The organism is Providencia sp. PROV129 (assembly GCF_028482245.1).
GTDB classification, from domain to species: domain Bacteria; phylum Pseudomonadota; class Gammaproteobacteria; order Enterobacterales; family Enterobacteriaceae; genus Providencia; species Providencia vermicola.
Genome location: NZ_JAMPQD010000018.1, coordinates 57,856 through 76,557 on the forward strand (window position 1 = coordinate 57,856; position 18,702 = coordinate 76,557).

At 45.4% G+C, this 18,702-nt stretch carries 17 protein-coding genes; 15 read left to right on the forward strand and 2 right to left on the reverse strand.

Annotation, left to right across the window (positions count from 1 at the left end):
- Window positions 1-1,119, reverse strand: a complete 1,119-nt coding sequence (hybO, locus tag PSF27_RS13965; RefSeq protein ID WP_206083631.1) for a hydrogenase 2 small subunit — start codon at window positions 1,117-1,119, stop codon at window positions 1-3.
- A gap of 605 nt (window positions 1,120-1,724) precedes the next feature.
- The gene (hypF, locus tag PSF27_RS13970) at window positions 1,725-4,001 is read right to left on the reverse strand and encodes a carbamoyltransferase HypF (RefSeq protein ID WP_272681710.1); all 2,277 of its coding nucleotides are present in this window, start codon (window positions 3,999-4,001) and stop codon (window positions 1,725-1,727) included.
- A 460-nt stretch (window positions 4,002-4,461) separates the two neighbouring features.
- Here hypF and PSF27_RS13975 point away from each other — a divergent pair, with 460 nt between their 5' ends.
- The 15 genes from PSF27_RS13975 (at window position 4,462) to PSF27_RS14045 (ending at window position 18,645) form a co-directional block, all read left to right on the forward strand.
- A complete protein-coding gene (locus PSF27_RS13975; protein WP_206083627.1) occupies window positions 4,462-5,391 on the forward strand; it encodes an MBL fold metallo-hydrolase in 930 nt (309 codons plus the stop codon).
- Window positions 5,392-5,657: 266 nt separating this feature from the next.
- Complete coding sequence (locus tag PSF27_RS13980) at window positions 5,658-5,972, forward strand: Rieske (2Fe-2S) protein (RefSeq protein WP_225818478.1); 315 nt, start codon at window positions 5,658-5,660, stop codon at window positions 5,970-5,972.
- 2 nt (window positions 5,973-5,974) lie between these two features.
- Window positions 5,975-6,283 carry a recombinase-like helix-turn-helix domain-containing protein gene (locus PSF27_RS13985; RefSeq protein ID WP_272681711.1) on the forward strand — a complete coding sequence of 103 codons (309 nt, stop codon included), beginning with the start codon at window positions 5,975-5,977 and terminating at the stop codon, window positions 6,281-6,283.
- A 54-nt stretch (window positions 6,284-6,337) separates the two neighbouring features.
- Window positions 6,338-7,378 carry an aromatic ring-hydroxylating oxygenase subunit alpha gene (locus tag PSF27_RS13990; protein WP_206083624.1) on the forward strand — a complete coding sequence of 347 codons (1,041 nt, stop codon included), beginning with the start codon at window positions 6,338-6,340 and terminating at the stop codon, window positions 7,376-7,378.
- On the forward strand, window positions 7,371-8,126 hold the full coding sequence (locus PSF27_RS13995) for an SDR family oxidoreductase (RefSeq protein WP_272681712.1): 756 nt from the start codon (window positions 7,371-7,373) through the stop codon (window positions 8,124-8,126). Before PSF27_RS13990 ends, PSF27_RS13995 begins: the two co-directional genes overlap by 8 nt.
- A gap of 32 nt (window positions 8,127-8,158) precedes the next feature.
- Window positions 8,159-8,935, forward strand: coding sequence for an IclR family transcriptional regulator (locus PSF27_RS14000; protein ID WP_206083622.1), 777 nt, complete (start codon window positions 8,159-8,161; stop codon window positions 8,933-8,935).
- Between the two features lie 107 nt (window positions 8,936-9,042).
- Window positions 9,043-9,972, forward strand: coding sequence for a VOC family protein (locus tag PSF27_RS14005; protein ID WP_272539271.1), 930 nt, complete (start codon window positions 9,043-9,045; stop codon window positions 9,970-9,972).
- Between the two features lies 1 nt (window position 9,973).
- Complete coding sequence (locus tag PSF27_RS14010) at window positions 9,974-11,188, forward strand: NAD(P)/FAD-dependent oxidoreductase (RefSeq protein WP_206083620.1); 1,215 nt, start codon at window positions 9,974-9,976, stop codon at window positions 11,186-11,188.
- Window positions 11,189-11,206: 18 nt separating this feature from the next.
- Window positions 11,207-12,487: an MFS transporter gene (locus PSF27_RS14015; protein WP_272681713.1), complete on the forward strand. Its 1,281-nt coding sequence runs from the start codon at window positions 11,207-11,209 to the stop codon at window positions 12,485-12,487.
- A 27-nt stretch (window positions 12,488-12,514) separates the two neighbouring features.
- Window positions 12,515-13,027, forward strand: a complete 513-nt coding sequence (locus tag PSF27_RS14020; protein WP_206083618.1) for a cupin domain-containing protein — start codon at window positions 12,515-12,517, stop codon at window positions 13,025-13,027.
- A 15-nt stretch (window positions 13,028-13,042) separates the two neighbouring features.
- Window positions 13,043-13,885: an alpha/beta fold hydrolase gene (locus tag PSF27_RS14025; protein WP_272681722.1), complete on the forward strand. Its 843-nt coding sequence runs from the start codon at window positions 13,043-13,045 to the stop codon at window positions 13,883-13,885.
- Entirely contained in the window at window positions 13,882-14,676 is a 795-nt protein-coding gene (locus PSF27_RS14030; RefSeq protein ID WP_272681714.1) for an SDR family oxidoreductase, read from the forward strand. The genes PSF27_RS14025 and PSF27_RS14030 overlap by 4 nt, the downstream gene beginning before the upstream one ends.
- 11 nt (window positions 14,677-14,687) lie before the next feature.
- Window positions 14,688-15,479, forward strand: a complete 792-nt coding sequence (locus tag PSF27_RS14035; RefSeq protein WP_206083613.1) for an aspartate dehydrogenase — start codon at window positions 14,688-14,690, stop codon at window positions 15,477-15,479.
- Between the two features lie 11 nt (window positions 15,480-15,490).
- Window positions 15,491-16,960, forward strand: a complete 1,470-nt coding sequence (locus tag PSF27_RS14040) for an aldehyde dehydrogenase (RefSeq protein ID WP_206083612.1) — start codon at window positions 15,491-15,493, stop codon at window positions 16,958-16,960.
- Window positions 16,961-17,001: 41 nt separating this feature from the next.
- Window positions 17,002-18,645 carry a thiamine pyrophosphate-binding protein gene (locus PSF27_RS14045; RefSeq protein WP_272681715.1) on the forward strand — a complete coding sequence of 548 codons (1,644 nt, stop codon included), beginning with the start codon at window positions 17,002-17,004 and terminating at the stop codon, window positions 18,643-18,645.
- Window positions 18,646-18,702: the final 57 nt, after the last annotated feature.

Genomic DNA, 18,702 nt, shown 5'->3' on the forward strand with positions numbered 1-18,702 from the left:
TTATTCTCCCCGTGAGTCATGGTCTTGCTGGCGTTTTTGGCGACCTAATTCACGTACCGCCATCACACTCACCCCAGCAACTAACCCCACAACACCACCAATTAAGCCAACGGCGGTTGATGATATTTGCCCGCCTTCACGGTTATTTAAATCAGGTTTATCCGCCCGTGGCGTTGGATTTTCCACACTCGCAAGTTGGTGAATCGCTTTGTGAAAGCCGACGTTTTCTTCGTTACAGCCATAACAAGGGTGGCCAATCGCCACAGGCCATACACCGCCAACATCGCAGAACTGCAATGTTGAACAGTTGCCGTAAGTTTCAGGGCCCTTACAGCCTAAGTGATATAAACACCAACCTTCACGGTGACCATCATCGCCAAACTCTTTGGCAAAACGGCCTGCGTCAAAATGAGGGCGGCGCTCGCAGTGCTCGTGAATTAATCGACCATAAGCAAACATTGGACGGTTTTTGCTGTCCAGTGCTGGCGGGCGATTAAACGTAATTAAGTGGGCAACGGTCGCAAGGAAGTTATGTGGATTTGGCGGGCAACCTGGGATATTAATCACCGGCTTATCTTTGATAACTTGGTTTAGCCCAACAGCGCCCGTTGGGTTATCACCCGCCGCTGCAACACCGCCCCAAGAGGCACAAGAACCGATTGCAATCACGGCGGCGGCATGTTCAGCCACTTCACGGATATGCTCAACAATCGGTTTCCCTGCAACCATGCAGTAAATACCGTTGTCTTTCAGCGGGATAGAACCATCAACGACAAGAACATATTTTCCTTTGTATTTTTCTATCGCATTATGCTTATTCTGTTCAACTTGTTCACCAAAAGCGGCAGATAACACCTCATGGTATTCCAGTGAAATTGTATCCAGAATTAAGTTTTCGAGGGTTGGATGGGTAGAACACAGCAGGGACTCGGTACAACCCGTACACTCTTGTGCGCCAATCCAGATGACAGGCGGACGAGCTGGGTCGCTAATAGATTCAGCAATTTGGGCCGCTGCTTTCCCGCTTAGCCCCATCGTTGCTGCCAACGCTGTACATAACTTCATAAAATCACGGCGGTTAATACCGTGAGGAGAATTAATAGAGTTATCTCCTATCATTCTTTTTTCCTATTATTATGGGTGGCTTAGAACCTATTCATTAAACAAATTTCGTTGATTATCCTTGCGTTAGAGATGCCACAAAACCCGACGTGCTAAATACGCTTACGCCTTACGCTTGTATCATTGCAATTCAAATTGACAACAAAACTGAGCTTAATGAAATAAATTCTTATTTAAGTAACCTGGTGCATATATATAAAATAGGATCCTATTCCTACCGATTTTTAATCACTTGATCTTCATCAAGAGGAAATAAGAAATTTCATCTTTTTTATATATTTGTTAGAAAAATCGATTCAGTTACTGGGAGATAAAAGTGATACCTGAAATAAAACTCCATCGTTTATTATTCAATAATGCGCTATATATCACATTAATTTAAATATAAATTTCATTAATTATCATTGATATATAGGAATTCATTATTTGTTTATCTTTTAATTAAACGAAATTAGAGTATTATTAATAACCAATCCATTAATATAATTATTAATTATCTAAATAAGAATCAATATCAAAAAAAGAATATTTTAATTAAAAATTAAAATATACAAAAATCAGCCTAATATACACTCTAAAGGCCTTGCAATATTCCTCATTGGCTAACGCTTTAATTTTGCTGAGGCTATCGCCACTTGCCCTAATGCCAATCCACCATCCCCCATCGGGAACTGCCTTGCCGTTAATACCTCAAATTCATTTAAATTATTCATTAATAAATTTCGTAATAATTTATTGTGCATCACGCCCCCCGATAGCACGATTGTCTTAATGCCATATTGCTGGGCAGATATTTTCGCAAGCTGCGCAAACCCATTTGCTAATGCGACATGAAACGCATGGGCGCGTTGCGCTTTAGGCGCTTGATAAGCACACCATTCACGCCAAAACGTTGCTAAGTCAAGGCGTTGATTAATTAATGGCATCGTCACTGGGTGTGTCATAACCTCAGAGTTCATCGCCAGCGCTTCAAGCTGACACGCGGCCTCACCTTCCCAACTCGTTTGTACCGTACAAATACCCAGGGCAGCAGCAACAGCATCAAATAACCGCCCCGCGGAAGACGCTGTTGGGCAGTTGAGCCCGCGTTCGATAGCCTTTTCCAGTCCTTGCCAAGGGAACTCAAGAAGTTGAATTGCATCTGATTGCTGTTGCCAGTTGGGAACAAACTGTAACCAATGAGCCAATAAATTACGCCAAGGTTGCCTTGCTGCCATTTCGCCTCCAGGTAAAGCGACCGCGGGTAATCCACCTAAATATTGGCTGGATGTATAATCTACGAGTAAACATTCCCCACCCCAGAGACGTTGGTCATCACCAAAACCTAACCCATCAAGTGCTAAACCAATCACCTTATCTGTATTTCTTGGCAAACCGTGTTCCACCATAACGGCCGCAATATGGGCGTGATGGTGCTGAACTTGCACAAAGGGAATACCCAACTGCGCAGATAGTTGCTTAGCAAAGCGATGGCTGACATAGTTTAGGTGCATATCCCCAACCAATGCAGTTGGTGTAAAACGGTAAATTGACTCAAACAAATCAATCGCACTTTGGTATTGCTCAAAAATATCTAAGTCGTCCAAATCCCCAAGGTGCTGGCTTAATACCGCGCTTTTATCGCGCAGTAAACAAAACGTATTTTTCAGGTCAGCCCCTAACCCTAATATAGAGGGGGAGTTTTCAAACCCTTCAGGTAAATCTACAGAATCAGGTACATACCCACGAGCACGGCGTAACATTTCAGCCTCGCCTTGGTGATAACGAACTAAAGAATCATCAGCTCGTTGCACAATATCGCGGTTATGCGTCAGGTAAAAATCGGCAATATTAGCTAAATCCTTGAACGCATTTTGCTCTGTAAGAACAGGGGGCTTCCCAGATGCATTCCCTGACGTCATGATTAACGGTTTTTTTACTTCCGCCATTAATAAATGCTGTAAGGGATTTGAAGGCAGCATCACCCCTAACTCAGTCAAATGGGGGGCGACAAACTGGCTTAGACCGCTGTTTTTCCACTGCTTGATTAAAACGATCGGCGCTGCGGGGCTTTTTAGCAATGAGGCTAGCCCATCACTCACTCTCACCCCTTGGTTTTTTAACCAATCTAAAGACGGGATCATCACCGCAAATGGTTTTGTTGGGCGATGTTTACGCATGCGTAGCGCTTGCACTGCATGGTCATCCGTTGCGTCGCAAGCAAGATGAAAACCGCCTAACCCCTTAATGGCAATAATTTTACCCATGAGTAAATATTGCGATGCCGATATTAGCGCCCCTTCCTTCTCCGCCACCGTCAGCCCGAAAGCATCACTGAGCTTAATTTCAGGTCCACATACAGCACACGCATTGGGCTGCGCATGAAAACGCCTATCCGCGGGGGATTGATATTCCACCAAACACTCAGGACATAACGGGAAATCAGCCATCGCGGTATTTGGGCGATCATAAGGCATATGGCGAATAATCGTAAAGCGCGGCCCGCAATGAGTACAATTGGCAAATGGATAATGAAAACGGCGATTAGTAGGGTCAAAAATCTCTTGCTGACAAGCATCACAAGTTGCCGCATCGGGGATCACTTGCGTATCCATCTTCCCTTCGCCACTACGGCGAATGGTAAATTCATCGGGAAAAACATCCCACTGAAAAGACTGTGATTGAATACTCTCTATATGCGCTAAAGGAGGGCAGTGTTGTTGTAATAATTGGCTAAATTTAGTGATATCTGCATTTGCGAGTAGGCGGATTAATACCCCTTCACCATCATTACAGACATCCCCATACAGCTGCTGCTGATGTGCCAACTGCCAAACATAGGGACGAAAACCCACCCCTTGTACTTTACCTTTAACCCGAAGCTGTATTCCGTTGCTCACTTGCACACCCTCTTATTTCAATAGAAGCTATTTTCCCGCTAACAGCCTCAAAAAACTTCATGTGAGATCAAAAAAAGGTGGGATACACATAAGAAAATATGGGGAATTACATCGCTAAATTCGTTGATTCATTATATTTCCAATAACTCTAATTAATAAAACTTAATAAACTCATTCCTATTAGTTTTTAAATCTAATTTAAATTGCATTATTAAATAAACTCTCTTTCTTAATTAAATAATAAAGTCAGTTTATATAACCGTAGAATTCCAATGTAATTTAACTCACTGTTATTAATAGGTTAAATAAAAAACCTTATAATTAATCCTAAAGAACGATAGTCACATCACCCAAACAAAAGTAAGCTCATTCACATGTTAACAATTTAGCAACATATAGATTTTAATTACAATTATTCAATACCAGTGTAAATTCATTAATAATAAAAAGAGGTACTATTTTGAAAATCAAACCACTGTTTATCTCTCTATCTCTCGCGGCGGCATTATTCGGTTCAAGTTCTTTAGCTAATGCCGATGAAATTATTACCCTTGGAACAAAAGGTGGGCCATCCATATTAAGTGAAGCTCGCTTACCGCAATCGACAGCATTTATTAAAGGGGATAAAACCTATCTTTTTGATGCAGGATACGGCGCAACTTTGCGCTTAGTTCAATCCAAAGCTCCGCTAAAAAATATCGACTCAATTTTTATTACTCACCTGCACAGTGACCACGTTGCCGATTACCCTGCGTTATTATTAAATGCATGGAACAGTGGGCTAAACCACCCTGTTACGGTGTATGGTCCAGTGGGTACAGAGAGCATGACCAAAGGTGTTTGGGACACCTTTAAGCGCGATATTGATTTACGTATTAAAGATGAAGGCAAACCTGATTTACGTAATATGGTCACCGCCAAAGATATTTCTGAAGGTGTTGTTGTTGATAAAGACGGTGTGAAAATCAGTGCGTTGTTTGTGCCCCATCCCCCTTTTAATTCCGATGAAGCCCTGGCCTATAAAATCCAATCAGAGGGGAAAACCGTCGTTATCACGGGTGATATGATTGATAATAAACAAATTACTGAATTTGCCAAAGATGCCGACCTTTTAGTCAGTGAAGTCGTGCTGGTTTCTGGCGTTGAAAACTTAGCAAACCGAATTGGCAATGGCTCGACCCTTGCAAAAGCGATTATTTCCCATCACACCACCGCAGAAGAGGTCGGTAGAATCGCGAAGGAAGCCAATGTAAAACATTTGGTGCTCACCCACCTTGTTCCCGCAGATGACCCATCGATTACTGATGAAGTTTGGATCAAGGAGGTTAGAAAGCAATACTCTGGCCCAGTCACCGTAAGTAAAGACTTACAACGGTTTGAATTAAAATAATGTAACCAAAATAGCCACAGGCTATCTTGTGGCTATGATTGGCTCTGATATTAACTCACACAATCGCTGATAAATCCCCTTCTGTTTCTTATATGAAACTAAACAACGCAATAAGCTCGACACACTCCACATTTCGAAACGAATATTTTACATATAGTCAACATTCGATTGACTATTAATCACCCCTACATTTAATCTGGTTTTAAATAATAAACAACGTTTCGTATATGAAACAAAATGTTACTGCGTATTAAGAGGAGAAAAAAATGAGCTGGATTGCTGTGTGCGATGTTTCACAAGTTCAAGAAGAATTTCCCTTTTCAGCCAAAGTTAATGACAACGAAATCGGTATTTTTTTGGTTGAAGACCAATATTACGCTTTAGAAGATGTATGTCCTCACGCTTATGCCCTACTCAGCCAAGGGTTTGTTGAAGATGGAAAAGTTGAGTGTCCCCTACATGAAGCCATCTTTGATATCAAAACAGGAAAATGTCTGCGAGAACCTGGTGGTCGAGATTTAAAAACCTATCAAACTCGCATTCATGAAAACCAAATCGAAATTAGCTTAATTGAGGAGTAAACATGGAACCGATTCAAAATATTAATACTTACCTCCCCGCAAATAACCAAATTATTCCTGCACGAGAAGGTGGAAAAGGGAGTATTCAAGCACCTGGAAGTGCGCCAAATATTGTCTGGCAAACACGATCGCGACTTCCAGATGAATACGAAACAGCGTTGATCGCCGCATTAGAAAATTTATTTGCATCAGGAACGGAAACTCTCGAAGCCCTCGTTGAAGCTTTAAACCAACAACAATTATTTGACCGGCAAGGTCACGCATGGACATCCAGCAGTTTCCGCGAATTTTTGCTCGTTAATGGATATTAATACTTTGTAATTTATACAAAAATAAAAATAACCTTTGATAATCGGAAGCAAATTATGACAACGAATACACAACCTCAAAACTATCAAGCGTATTTAGATGTGGGGCTACGAGGACAGTGGTACCCCGTATTATCAAGCTGGGAAGTCAGCAGTAATCCCATCGGCATCACTCGCCTTGAAGAGCAAATTGTCTTATGGCGCGATGATAAAGGCCAAATTCATGCCTTAGAAGATAGATGCCCTCACCGCGGTGCACGTTTATCCATGGGCTGGAACCTTGGTGAGCGCATTGCTTGTTGGTACCACGGCGTTGAAGTAGGCGGAGATGGTATTGTCAAGGACGTTCCAGCGGTTAGCCAATGCCCTCTTGAAGGCCAAAAATGCTTAAAAACCTACCCAGTTCAGGAAGTTCACGGTGCGATTTTCCTCTATTTTGCTGTGATTGAAGGGGAAACGCCTCCAGCGCTTGAATTCCCTGAAGAATTAGCCGATAACGAAAACCACAGCCACTTCCTCTGCACTGCATCTTGGAAATGCAACTATCAGTATGCCCTTGAAAACGTGATGGATCCGATGCATGGCACCTATTTACACTCTTCGTCACACTCCATGGCTGAAGGGGATAAACAGTCTGAGATGATCCTTGAAGCCACTCAAACGGGTTTTATTTTTCGTAAGAATGATCAAATTGGTGTCAACTTCGACTGGGTGGAGTTTGCCAGCACAGGTGCAAACTGGCTTCGTTTATCCATCCCATATCAAAAACGTTTTGGACCAGGTGGGCACTTTTGGATCATCGGCATGGTCGTTCCAGAAGATAAAGATCACTGCCGCGTATTCTTCTGGCGAATTCGTAAAGTCAAAGACTGGCAACGCGATCTCTGGCGCTTTATGTACCGTAACCGCTTAGAGGGGCTGCATTGGGATGTGTTAGAGCAAGACCGCATTATTTTAGAAAACCTCGCACCAAATGCGCGTAACCATGAGTTTCTCTATCAACACGATGTCGGTTTATCCCGTCTTCGTCGCATCATGCAGCGTGAAGCCAAAAAACAGTTTGAACTGATTTACAGTAAGGAAACTGAAAATGCGTAACCTATTGGCGGGAAAACGTATTGTGGTCACTGGCGCGGCAAGGGGGCTGGGTTTTAGCTTTGCCCAAGCCGTCGCAGAACAAGGCGCTAAGGTCATTCTGTGCGACATTCTTGAAGAACGTTTGCAAGAAAGTACCGAAACATTGCGCCGCCAAGGGTTTGATGCACAAAGTTACTGTATCGATCTTGCTGATCCCGCCTCTATTCGCCGAGCCTTTGAACACATCTCCCAACAAGGTGCCATTGATGGGTTGATCAACAATGCGGCTCTTGCGACTGGCGTGGGGGGTAAAGCCTTAGATGAATACGATCTTGAGCTTTGGGATCGCGTCATGACTGTAAATGTCAAAGGAACATGGCTGGTAACAAAAGCGGCGTTACCGCTATTAAAGCAAAGCCAACATGGAAAAATCGTCAATATTGCGTCTGATACTGCCCTTTGGGGGGCGCCAAGGCTAATGGCCTATGTCGCCAGTAAAGGGGCAATTATCAGTATGACTCGCTCAATGGCCCGTGAGTTAGGCCAACACCGCATTTGCGTTAATGCGATCGCGCCAGGGCTGACAAAAGTTGAAGCCACTGAATATGTCCCTGAAGAACGCCACCAGCTTTATGAAAATGGTCGCGCCTTACAAGGGGAGCAATTACCTGAAGATGTCACTGGTACTGCATTGTACTTGCTTTCTGATATGGCTAATTTTGTGACGGGGCAGCTCATCCCCGTCAACGGCGGCTTTGTATTTAACTAATTGATGACCGCGTGGGCGGCGAGGTTAAGGCATTGAATTCAACATGTAAGTACTTGATACCTGGTCTGGAAAAAGGATTGCAACTTCTTCTCTTGCTCGCACAGCAGCACCGCGAGCTCACGTTTGCCGAAATCCTACGCTTAGTCGATATGCCTAAAGCCACGGCTTATCGCGCGATACAAACCTTGGTACATTTGGATTTCCTTGTCCAACACCCGAGAACAGGGGCATTTTCACTTGGTCGCAAAGTACTTAGCCTTGGTCTCGGTTATATCGCCTCTCTTGATTTAACCCAATTAGGCCAACCGATTATTGAACATTTGCGAGACCGAAGCCAGTGCAATAGCCATCTTGTAATTCGCGATGGCCGAGACATTATTTACATCGCTCGCGTCAGCGGTGCGGAATCAAAAATTAACCATGTCAGCGTCGGCACACGCTTATTAGCTCATCGAACATCTTTAGGGCGAATGCTATTAAGCGGGCTTTCTTCTACAGAATTTGATGCTCTTTACCCTGATGAAGAGCTACCTGATAACGCGGGCAGCAAACACGAATTCTGGAACATGATCCAAGCTGACAAACTGCGGGGTTATGTTATCGGTGAATCATTTTATCGCCGTGGCATCTCCTCCATTGTTTATCCTGTTTACAACCAAGACAACGGGGTCGAAGCGGCAATCAGTATCATGGTTCCCATGGACAGCATCCCTGTGCAGGAGCGCCAATATTTGCAAAATGAAGTGCGCAGTGCAGCACAAAAGCTAACTGAATTTATTGGCGGCATCATCCCAGCCAAAGTGATTTAGCGTTAGCGAAAAACTTACCCATTTTTCGGTTTATTGCCATAAGCCTCGGCTTTCCTTTGCCCAAAAAACGTATCAGGCAATAACACCAACCTACAGAGGATTAAGCTATGTCAGTGATTGGAATAGAAAAATTAGAATTTGGCGTTGAAGACCTTAAAGCCTGCCAAAAATTTTTACATGACTTTGGCTTACACGTTTCTAACAATAATCCAAACGTGTTTACCACTCTATCAGGCGCCGAGCTGGCATTATTCCCCCTTGATGATGCTTCCCTTCCTGCACCTTTTGAAACGGGATCAACCTTAAGGCGCATTACATGGGGCGTTGAGAACCTCACTAACCTAAATCAAATTATTGATAATATTCAGGAATGTGATGGATTTGAGCGAACATCTTCTGGCGCACAATGCCGCGATCCTAATGGCATGACTGTCGCTTTTTGCCTTTCACAACAAAAAGACGTCCAACTCGACGTCACAGGTATCAATCAATGGGGAGACATTCGCCGCATTGATGAACCTAGCCCAATTTATGAAAAAGCTACACCTATTAACGTGGGTCATGTTGTTTTCTTTGTTGATAACCTCCTTGAAACAGAAGCATTTTATTGCCAAAAGCTGGGTTTCCAAGTTTCGGATCGCTACATCGATCGCGCCGTTTTCCTACGCGCTCAAATTAATGGCTGCCACCATAATTTGTTCTTACTCAAGTTACCGCATCGCGGCAGTGGCTTGAACCACGTTGCCTTTACGGTTCGGGATATTCACGAGGTGATTGGTGGGGGCTTAGCTATGAACCGCCATCATTGGAGTACCTTTATTGGTCCAGGTCGCCACCCGATTTCGTCCGCTTATTTTTGGTACGTCAATAGCCCAACGGGCGGCGCATTCGAATACTACACCAACGACGACTACCTCACGGAAAAATGGCAGCCAAGGGAACTGGAACACTCACTGGTTTCATTTACCGAATGGGCGGTTGAAGGTGGCTTAGATTATGAAACACGCCGCCAAGTTAAACCCGCCAAGGAGTCATAAGATGAGCACTCTAATTCAAGGCGGTATTGTCATTATTGGCGGTGGCCAAGCTGGTGGCTGGGCTGCAAAAACGCTCAGAGAACAAGGCTATCAAGGCACTATTTCGGTGATTAGTGATGAAAACCACGATTTTTACGAACGTCCTCCACTGTCAAAAGCAGTTCTCACGCAAGAAGACGCTGTTTTATCGCGTTTATTTAGTGAAGATGATACCCGAGCATTGAACCTGCAGTGGTTTCGACCCATTCGAGCCGAGCGAATTGATGCGCAAGCTAAGTGTGTTTATCTCAATGATGGGCGGTTAGTTAGCTTTGATAAACTGCTTATTGCAACAGGAGGCCGTCCTCGTTATCTATCAAAAGCATGGCAACAACACCCTAACGTATTTGCCCTACGCTCATGGGATGATGCCCAAGCACTACGCTCCAGCCTCTTATCCGCAAAAAAAATTGCCATCATTGGCGGTGGATGGATTGGCTTAGAAGTCGCAGCTTCTGCACGGGAAATGGGTCTTGATGTGACGATTTTTGAACGCCAAAACCGTCTGTGTGAACGCAGTGTTCCGCAAAGTGTCTCCGACGCATTAGCGCAGCGCCATCATGAGGCTGGCGTACAGGTCATTACAGATTGTGGCGATATTCAATTGGTTGATGACAACGACGCTTTACAAATCGGTTGTCAAAAATACCCAACTCAGTCCTTTGACCTTGCCGTTATGGGGATTGGTGTTGAGCTCAACCTTGAGCTCGCAAAAGATGCGGGGTTAACGGTCACTCATGGCATCGTGATCGACGCTCAAGGGCAAACCTCGCACCCTGACATCTACGCCGCGGGGGACGTTGCATGCCACCCAACACTTTCTTTATGTTTGCAATCTTGGGCTTATGCGCAAAACCAAGCCATCACCACAGCAAAAGCGATGCTTAACCCGCAATCCGTAGGGTTTAATGAACCCGCTTGGCTTTGGTCTGATCAATACCAAGACAACATACAAATTTTAGGAGTCCCGAGCACACAGACTCTGCAACACATCCAACGCCACAGCGAAAATTCAGAGGTTCACTTTGCATTAAATGAAGCTAACGAATTGGTTCAAATGGTGGCGTTTAATGATGCTCGTGCGATCAAACTGGGTAAACGTTGGTTGCAAAGCCAGCGTAAATTGGTTCCCTCAGAGCTTGCCGACCCCACATTTTCACTAATGTCACTTAAATAGTGCCAGCGAGGAAAAAACATGGCAAATCAAAGTATCACGATACCCGCCAATCAAAATGCACAAAGTACGCAGGATACACCAGAAAAAGTGAACTGGCTGATCCCAATCGGCCTATTTTCCTGCGTTTTACTGGCATTTTTCGACAAAATTAGCATCGCTGCACTGTTTTCAGACGAAAAGTTCCAACAAGCGCTGGGGATCGATTTTGATCCCACTCGTTTAGGCTTATTGATGAGCGCTTTCTTATTCGCGTATGGCGTTTCATCCATGTTATTGAGTGGGATTGGTGACCGCTTTCACCCCACAAAAATGTTGTTATTTATGATCAGCAGTTGGTGCTTCTTAATGATCTTTATGGGATTTACCCACCATTATGGCACCATGGTTTTCCTACGCGTATTACTCGGCATAGCCGAAGGGCCATTGTTAGCCATCGCCTATGCCATTATCCGCCGCACCTTCCCGCCCAAAATGCAGGCTCGAGCCACGATGCTCTGGTTGCTGGGCACTCCGCTAGGTGCAGCACTAGGTTTCCCTATTTCGTTGTATCTATTAAATAATTTTGGCTGGCAAAGCACCTTCTTCGTCATGGCAGCCTTTACCGTGCCCGTGTGGTGGTTGGTGGTCTTCGGAATTCGCCACCCAAATTTGGTCAATCGGAGTGCTCAGTTAAAAACAGCATCAGGGGAAAAACGACCTGAAGAACAAATTGCAGAAATGAAAGCTCATAAAAAACGCCTATTTCAAAATAGCCATTTTTGGATTATCTGCATATTCAACATTGCGTTTTTAGTCTATCTCTGGGGCATGAATGGCTGGTTACCAAGCTACTTAATTAAAGGGAAATCCATTCACTTGGAACACGCAGGGATCCTCTCTTCCCTCCCATTCATTGCCATGCTGTTTGGTGAAGCAATTGGCGCGTGGCTTTCTGACCGCTACGACCGCAGAGCCTTAGTGTGTTTTATCTCGTTGTTGGGTGCCGTGCTTGGTTTGGCGGGCGTGCTGTTCCTCACTGAGACCTACAGCATCATTTTAATGATGGCATTCAGCATGTTTATGTGGGGAGCTGGTGCTCCTAACATTTTCGCATTACTCGCTAAAGCAACACAAAAACAAGTCAGTGCCCTTGCTGGTGGGATATTCAATGGCCTTGGAAACCTTGCTGGCGCTGCCGCACCGCTATTAATGGGTGTGTTGATTACCGTTACCCACACTATGGATAGTGGGCTGTTATTTATCGTCATTATTGGTTTAGTGGGTAGCTTGTTATTGCTCCCCTTACTGAAAAAATACTAAACACTGCCTTTTTTAGGAGATAACGCTATGTCACAACCTCAAATCAAACCACAAGGGATCCCAATGGCACAGTGGATTGAATCCCGAGTAGCCCGCCTTGAAGGGCGCAAATACGATTGGAACGCATTGAAATTCCAAGCCGATTACGACCCGAAATATCGCCGCGCACAAATGCGTTATATCGGCACTGGCGCAACAGGAGTCGCAAGCGATGTAAATACTGTTCCTGCAGAAAACTTCACCTTTTCCACCATGGTCTTACCCGCTAAGTGTGAAGGGCCGCTGCACTTACACCCTGACGTTGAAGAAGTTTTTTTCATGTTAAAAGGCACCATCACGCTGTTTATCAAAGACGGTGATGAAGAATATGAAACGGTATTAAAAGAACGTGATTTGATTTCTGTCCCTGCGGGAATTTACCGCGGCTTATTCAATCACGGGGAAGAGGAGGCCTTAATGTGTGTGATGATTGGGACACAAAAACCCGCTATCCCAACATACCCAGAAGACCACCCACTATCAAAAGTGAAACGCGGATAACAGGAGTAATCAGTGATGAATCTGCCAATTGAAAATTTACCCGAGTTACAGCTTGCCAACTTTGGTCAATATCGCCTTAATTGGCGGGAGGCTGGCCAAGGTGAGCCAGTGATCCTCCTCCATGGTATCAGTTCAGGATCGGCCTCATGGATTTCTCAACTGACGGCGTCATCACTGACTCATCACTATCATCTCTATTGTTGGGATGCACCTGGCTATATGAATAGCCTTGAATTGGCAACAAAAACACCTGTAGCACTGGATTACGCCGATGCGTTAGAAGCCTTTCTTGATGGACTGGGTTTACAGCAAGTGACCCTCGTTGGCCACTCGCTGGGGGCTTTAATGGCCTGTGCTTTTGCCTCTTTGCATCCTCAGCGCGTCAATGGCTTATTTCTCGCTAACCCCGCACAAGGTTATGGAACAAAAAGCCTTGAAGAACGCAACCGCGTGTATGACCAAAGGCACGATATTGTGTTTAGCTCAGGCATCGAGGCTTATGCACAAAACCGCGCGGCAGCCTTACTTTCCCCCACTGCTTCACAAGAAAAAATCGAGTGGGTGCAGCAAAATATGAGAAAACTCAACCCACCAGGTTTTTTATCCGCCGCTTGGATGCTGGCTCATGACGATATCAGCCTGTATTTAAAGGCCTATACTGGTGCGCTCGAAATGCTAGTTGGTGAAGAGGACACCATCACTCCGCCTTCGCAAGTCAGCCGATTAGCGCAGCAGAAGCAGTGTCCGCTGTTTTATGTTCCACAAGCGGGTCATGCGAGCTACCTTGACCAACCCGCTGAATTTAACCAGCACCTAACTCACTTTCTATCGGCCGCTTTGCAAAGGAAAAACGCATGAATTTACAATTAGATAACCGAGTGGCTGTCGTGACTGGCGGAAGCTCTGGCATTGGCTTTTCGACCGTCAAATTATTACTCGACGAAGGGTGCAAAGTGGCCTTTTGTGGTCGAAATAAAGATAAATTACAGGCTGCAACAACAAAATTAATGGCCTTATACCCACAAGGAAATTTTACCGCTGTAATCTGCGATGTATTAGATAAAACCCAAACAGAGGCCTTTGCTGAACAAGTTCGCCAGCAATATGGGCACGTTGATTTACTGATTAACAACGCAGGTCAAGGTTATGTCGCCAGCTTTTCAGATACCCCTGAAGAAGCTTGGCTACATGAAGCCCAACTGAAATTATTTGGGGTGATAAACCCAGTGAATGCATTCTTACCACTCTTAGAACAGTCCAATATCGCATCAATTACCTGCGTGAATTCATTGCTAGCATTGCAACCTGAGCCACACATGGTCGCAACCTCCGCTGCAAGAGCCGCATTATTAAACATGACACTGAATTTATCTAAGACATTGTTACCTAAAGGGATCCGTGTCAATTCCATCTTACTTGGCATGGTGGAATCAGACCAATGGCGACGCCGTTTCGAAAACCGCAGCGATACTGACCTCACATGGGAACAATGGATAGGCAACATCGCCAAAAACCGCGGCATTCCCATGCAGCGCTTGGGTAAACCTGAAGAACCTGCTCGTGCACTGGTTTTCTTAGCATCCCCGATGGCGTCGTTTACCTCAGGTGCCGCTTTGGATGTCTCTGGTGGCTTTGCCCATCAAATTTAAAGGATTGAAATATGAAAACGTTAATGCTAATTGGCTATGGCGCGATGGCAGAAGAGGTGATTACTCGCTTACCTCGTGGAATAACGCTGCGCTGGATTGTGGCACGCGCGCATCACCACGAAGCTATTCTTAAGCGCTTTCATGGGGAAGTCACCCCGATTGAGGATATCAACCAAGTTAATGAAAAACCCTCTCTTGTGTTGGAATGTGCCAGCCATCAAGCCGTTAAACAGTACGCCCCCCTCGTTTTACAAAAGGGCTGGCGACTAGCAATTATTTCAACGGGTGCACTCGCTGACACCACAACGGCACAACATTTAACCGCGTTAGCCAAACAACATCATGGGCAATTAATTCCGCTAACTGGAGCCATTGCAGGGCTTGATGGGCTGCGTGCAGCGAAAGAGGCCAATATTACGCAGGTAACTTATCAATCACGCAAAAGCCCAGCGAGTTGGCGTAATGGCCCCGCCGAACAATTTATCGACTTATCCCAAGTAACTGAAGCGACTGTATTTTTTACGGGTAGTGCTCGGGAGGCCGCACTTAACTTCCCTGCGAATGCCAATGTTGCTGCAACCGTTGCCCTTTACGGAATCGGTATGGATGACACACAAGTACAGTTAATTGTTGACCCAAACACGAGAAAAAATACCCATCGCATTGAAGTACAAGGTGATTTTGGGCAATTTTGCATCGAACTCAATGGCAACCCACTTCCCTCTAACCCTAAAACATCCATGTTGTCAGCACTGAGTGCGGTGGCGATTTGCCGCCATGTTGCTGAACAGGATGCCATTTGACGGAGTACATCATGAATAAAATGGATATTTTTGTCGGCGGAAAATGGCAATTGGGCCGTGGCAAAGAGATGCAATCGCGTTTTCCTGGCGACAACCATATTGTCGCAACCCTAAATAGCGCTAGCCTTGAAGATGTCGAGGATGCGGTTGTAGCCGCAGAAGCCGCATGGCGAGAGCCTTCATGGCGAAATATGCCCGCCCACCAGCGTGCGGCTATTTTATATAAAGTCAGCACCTTAATTGACGAACAGCGCGAAGAATTAACCCACTTACAAACATTAGATAACGGGAAACCCTGGGCTGAAGCCCGTGGCCTTGTGATAAGTGCAGCGGCTACCGCACGTTATTTTGCTGCGGTTTGTGAAGTGTTGGGTGGAGAGCTTCCCCCTCGCCGCCAGACGGATATCATGACAATAAGTACTTACCAACCTATTGGCGTTATTGCAGCGATCACGCCGTGGAACTCACCGATTGCCAGTGATATGCAAAAAATTGCCCCTGCAATTGCCGCAGGAAACGCCGTTATTTTGAAACCTGCGGAGGCAACGCCACTAATTTCGTTAAAACTCGCTGAAATCTTTGAGCAAGCGGGCTTACCTAGCGGCTTGTTAAGCGTACTGCCTGGAAAAGGCTCAATTATCGGGGATGCCCTCGTACGCCACCCTTTAGTACGAAAAATATCCTTCACAGGGGGCACCAATACAGGGCGACAACTGGCGCATATTGCGGCAGATAAACTGATCACCACCTCGTTAGAATTAGGCGGAAAATCCCCGACGATCGTGTTATCCGATGCCGACCTTGACCTTGCTGCTCACGGTGTTTGCTACGGCATTTTTAGTTCGATGGGGCAAGCGTGCATTGCAGGTTCACGTTTATTTGTCGCCCGTGATATCTACGATAAATTTATGGAAAAACTCACCGTATTAACCCAAAACCTAATTATCGGTGACCCTCGCCAAGAACGCGTACACATTGGCCCATTAATTTCCCCTGCTCACCGCGATAGCGTTCAGGCGTACGTTGATCTGGCCATTCAAGAAGGTGGAGAAATTCGTCTTGGCGGGAAAATCCCTTCAGACCCTGCCCTGCAATCGGGGAACTATTATTGCCCCACCATTATTGAAGGCTTAAATAACCAAACTCGTGTTTGCCAAGAAGAAATCTTTGGCCCTGTTTTGGTTGTTATCCCCTTTGATAACGAAGATGAACTCATTCAAGAAGCCAATGACTCCGTGTATGGCCTCGCGGCAGGGATTTGGACGCGTGATTATACCCGCGCCTTTAAACTTGCTGATGCTCTTGAAACAGGCACCGTTTGGATCAACACCTACAAAGTTTTTTCTATTTCAACCCCATTTGGTGGCTTCAAGGAAAGTGGTCTTGGTCGCGAAAAAGGTATCGAAAGCCTCAAGGCCTATATGCAACAAAAAAGTCTGTTTCTGGCACTTAACCCACAACCAAACCGTTGGTGTGAATAACCAATCCGTTAAAGGATTATTCAAGCATTTAGGAGAATATAATGTCTGACATGATTACGGTTGGCGAAGCCGTCGCCAGAACATTAGAGCAATACCAAGTCACCACGGTTTACGGTGTCATTTCGATTCATAATTTACCCATTGCTGATGCAATTGGCCGCCGCGGGATCATCGACTTTACCCCAAGCCGTGGCGAAGCGGGCGCAGTGACAATGGCTGATGCCCATAGCCGTTTTCGCGGGTTAGGTGTGGCATTAACCAGTACAGGAGCGGGCGCAGGGAATGCCGTTGGTTCAATGATTGAAGCGATGAATGCGTGTTCACCGATGATCCATATTACGGGTCAGGTGGAAAAAGCCTATTTAGATATGGATGCAGGGTTTATCCATGAAACCCCAGATCAACTCAGCTTCCTGCGAGCAAGTTCCAAGCAAGCTTTGCGCGTACACAGTGCAGAGCAAGCGATCTCCGTCTTACACAAAGCTATCCAAGTCGCTCAAACTGTGCCTTGCGGCCCCGTATCTATTGAAATCCCAATCGATATTCAAAGTGCTCAAGTGCCTATTTCCGTATTAAGCCCCCCCGTTGTTCCCTCGGTATTGCCTGCATGCAACGCATCTCACGTCGACACTATTTGGGAGAAACTTCAACAAGCCAAACAGCCATTATTGTGGATTGGCGCAGGGGCATTACAAGCCACTGATGCCGTAAAACGTTTAGCAAATCAAGGTATTGCCGTGATTAGTAGTACCCACGGACGCGGGATTCTGCCCGATGACCACCCTTTTAGCTTACGCGCCTTTCATAATGCAGATTCCATCGATGCCTTAATGCGCAACTGTGATTTGTCCTTAGTAGTTGGTTCCCGTTTGCGCAGCAATGAAACCAAAACATGGTCATTGCCCTTACCGCGCCCGCTGATCCAACTTGATATTGACCCTCAAGCTGCCAATCGAAATTATATTGCTGATATCAATATTACTGGCGATGCTAAAGCCTTACTGGAAGCACTGGCAGACAAAATGGAGCTCGCCAAGCGCCCTGTTTCTGATTCTTGGAAAAAACAGGTACAACACGCCGTTCAGCAAGCTGAGCAACAACTACGTGAACAATGCGGTGCTTATAGTGGCCTCAGTGATGCTGTCGAACAAGTTCTACCAAAAGACGGTATTTTTGTGCGCGATATTACGGTCTCAGGGAGCTTATGGGGCAGTCGGTTATTAAAAGCCACTGAGCCAATGCACAATATTCACTCCCTTGCTGGCGCAATTGGCTTGGGTCTCGCAATGTCGATTGGCAGCGCAAAAGCCAACCCAGACACCTCGGTTATTGGCCTTGTCGGTGATGGCGGTTTGATGTTAGGGATTGGCGAACTGGCCACCATGGCACAAGAACAACTTCCTATCATATTGATTATTATGAATGATAATGGATATGGCGTGATGCGAGGCATTCAGGAAAAATATTTCTCAGGTAGGCAATATTACAATGAATTACTGACGCCTTCATTCAATCAATTAGCTCAATCTATGGGTATTACTGCATTTACCATCGACAAAGCCACTGATTTTAAACCCACCCTCCAGCAAGCTATTGATTTAAAAAAACCTGTCGTGGTCGAGGTTCTCATGGATAAAATCGGCAAAATGAATTTCTCAGGCCCACCACAGAAAAAGTTGTTTTAATTGATTTAGACCCAACCAGAGCAGCTAAAGGCTGCTCTTTTTGTTTGTATGCCAACC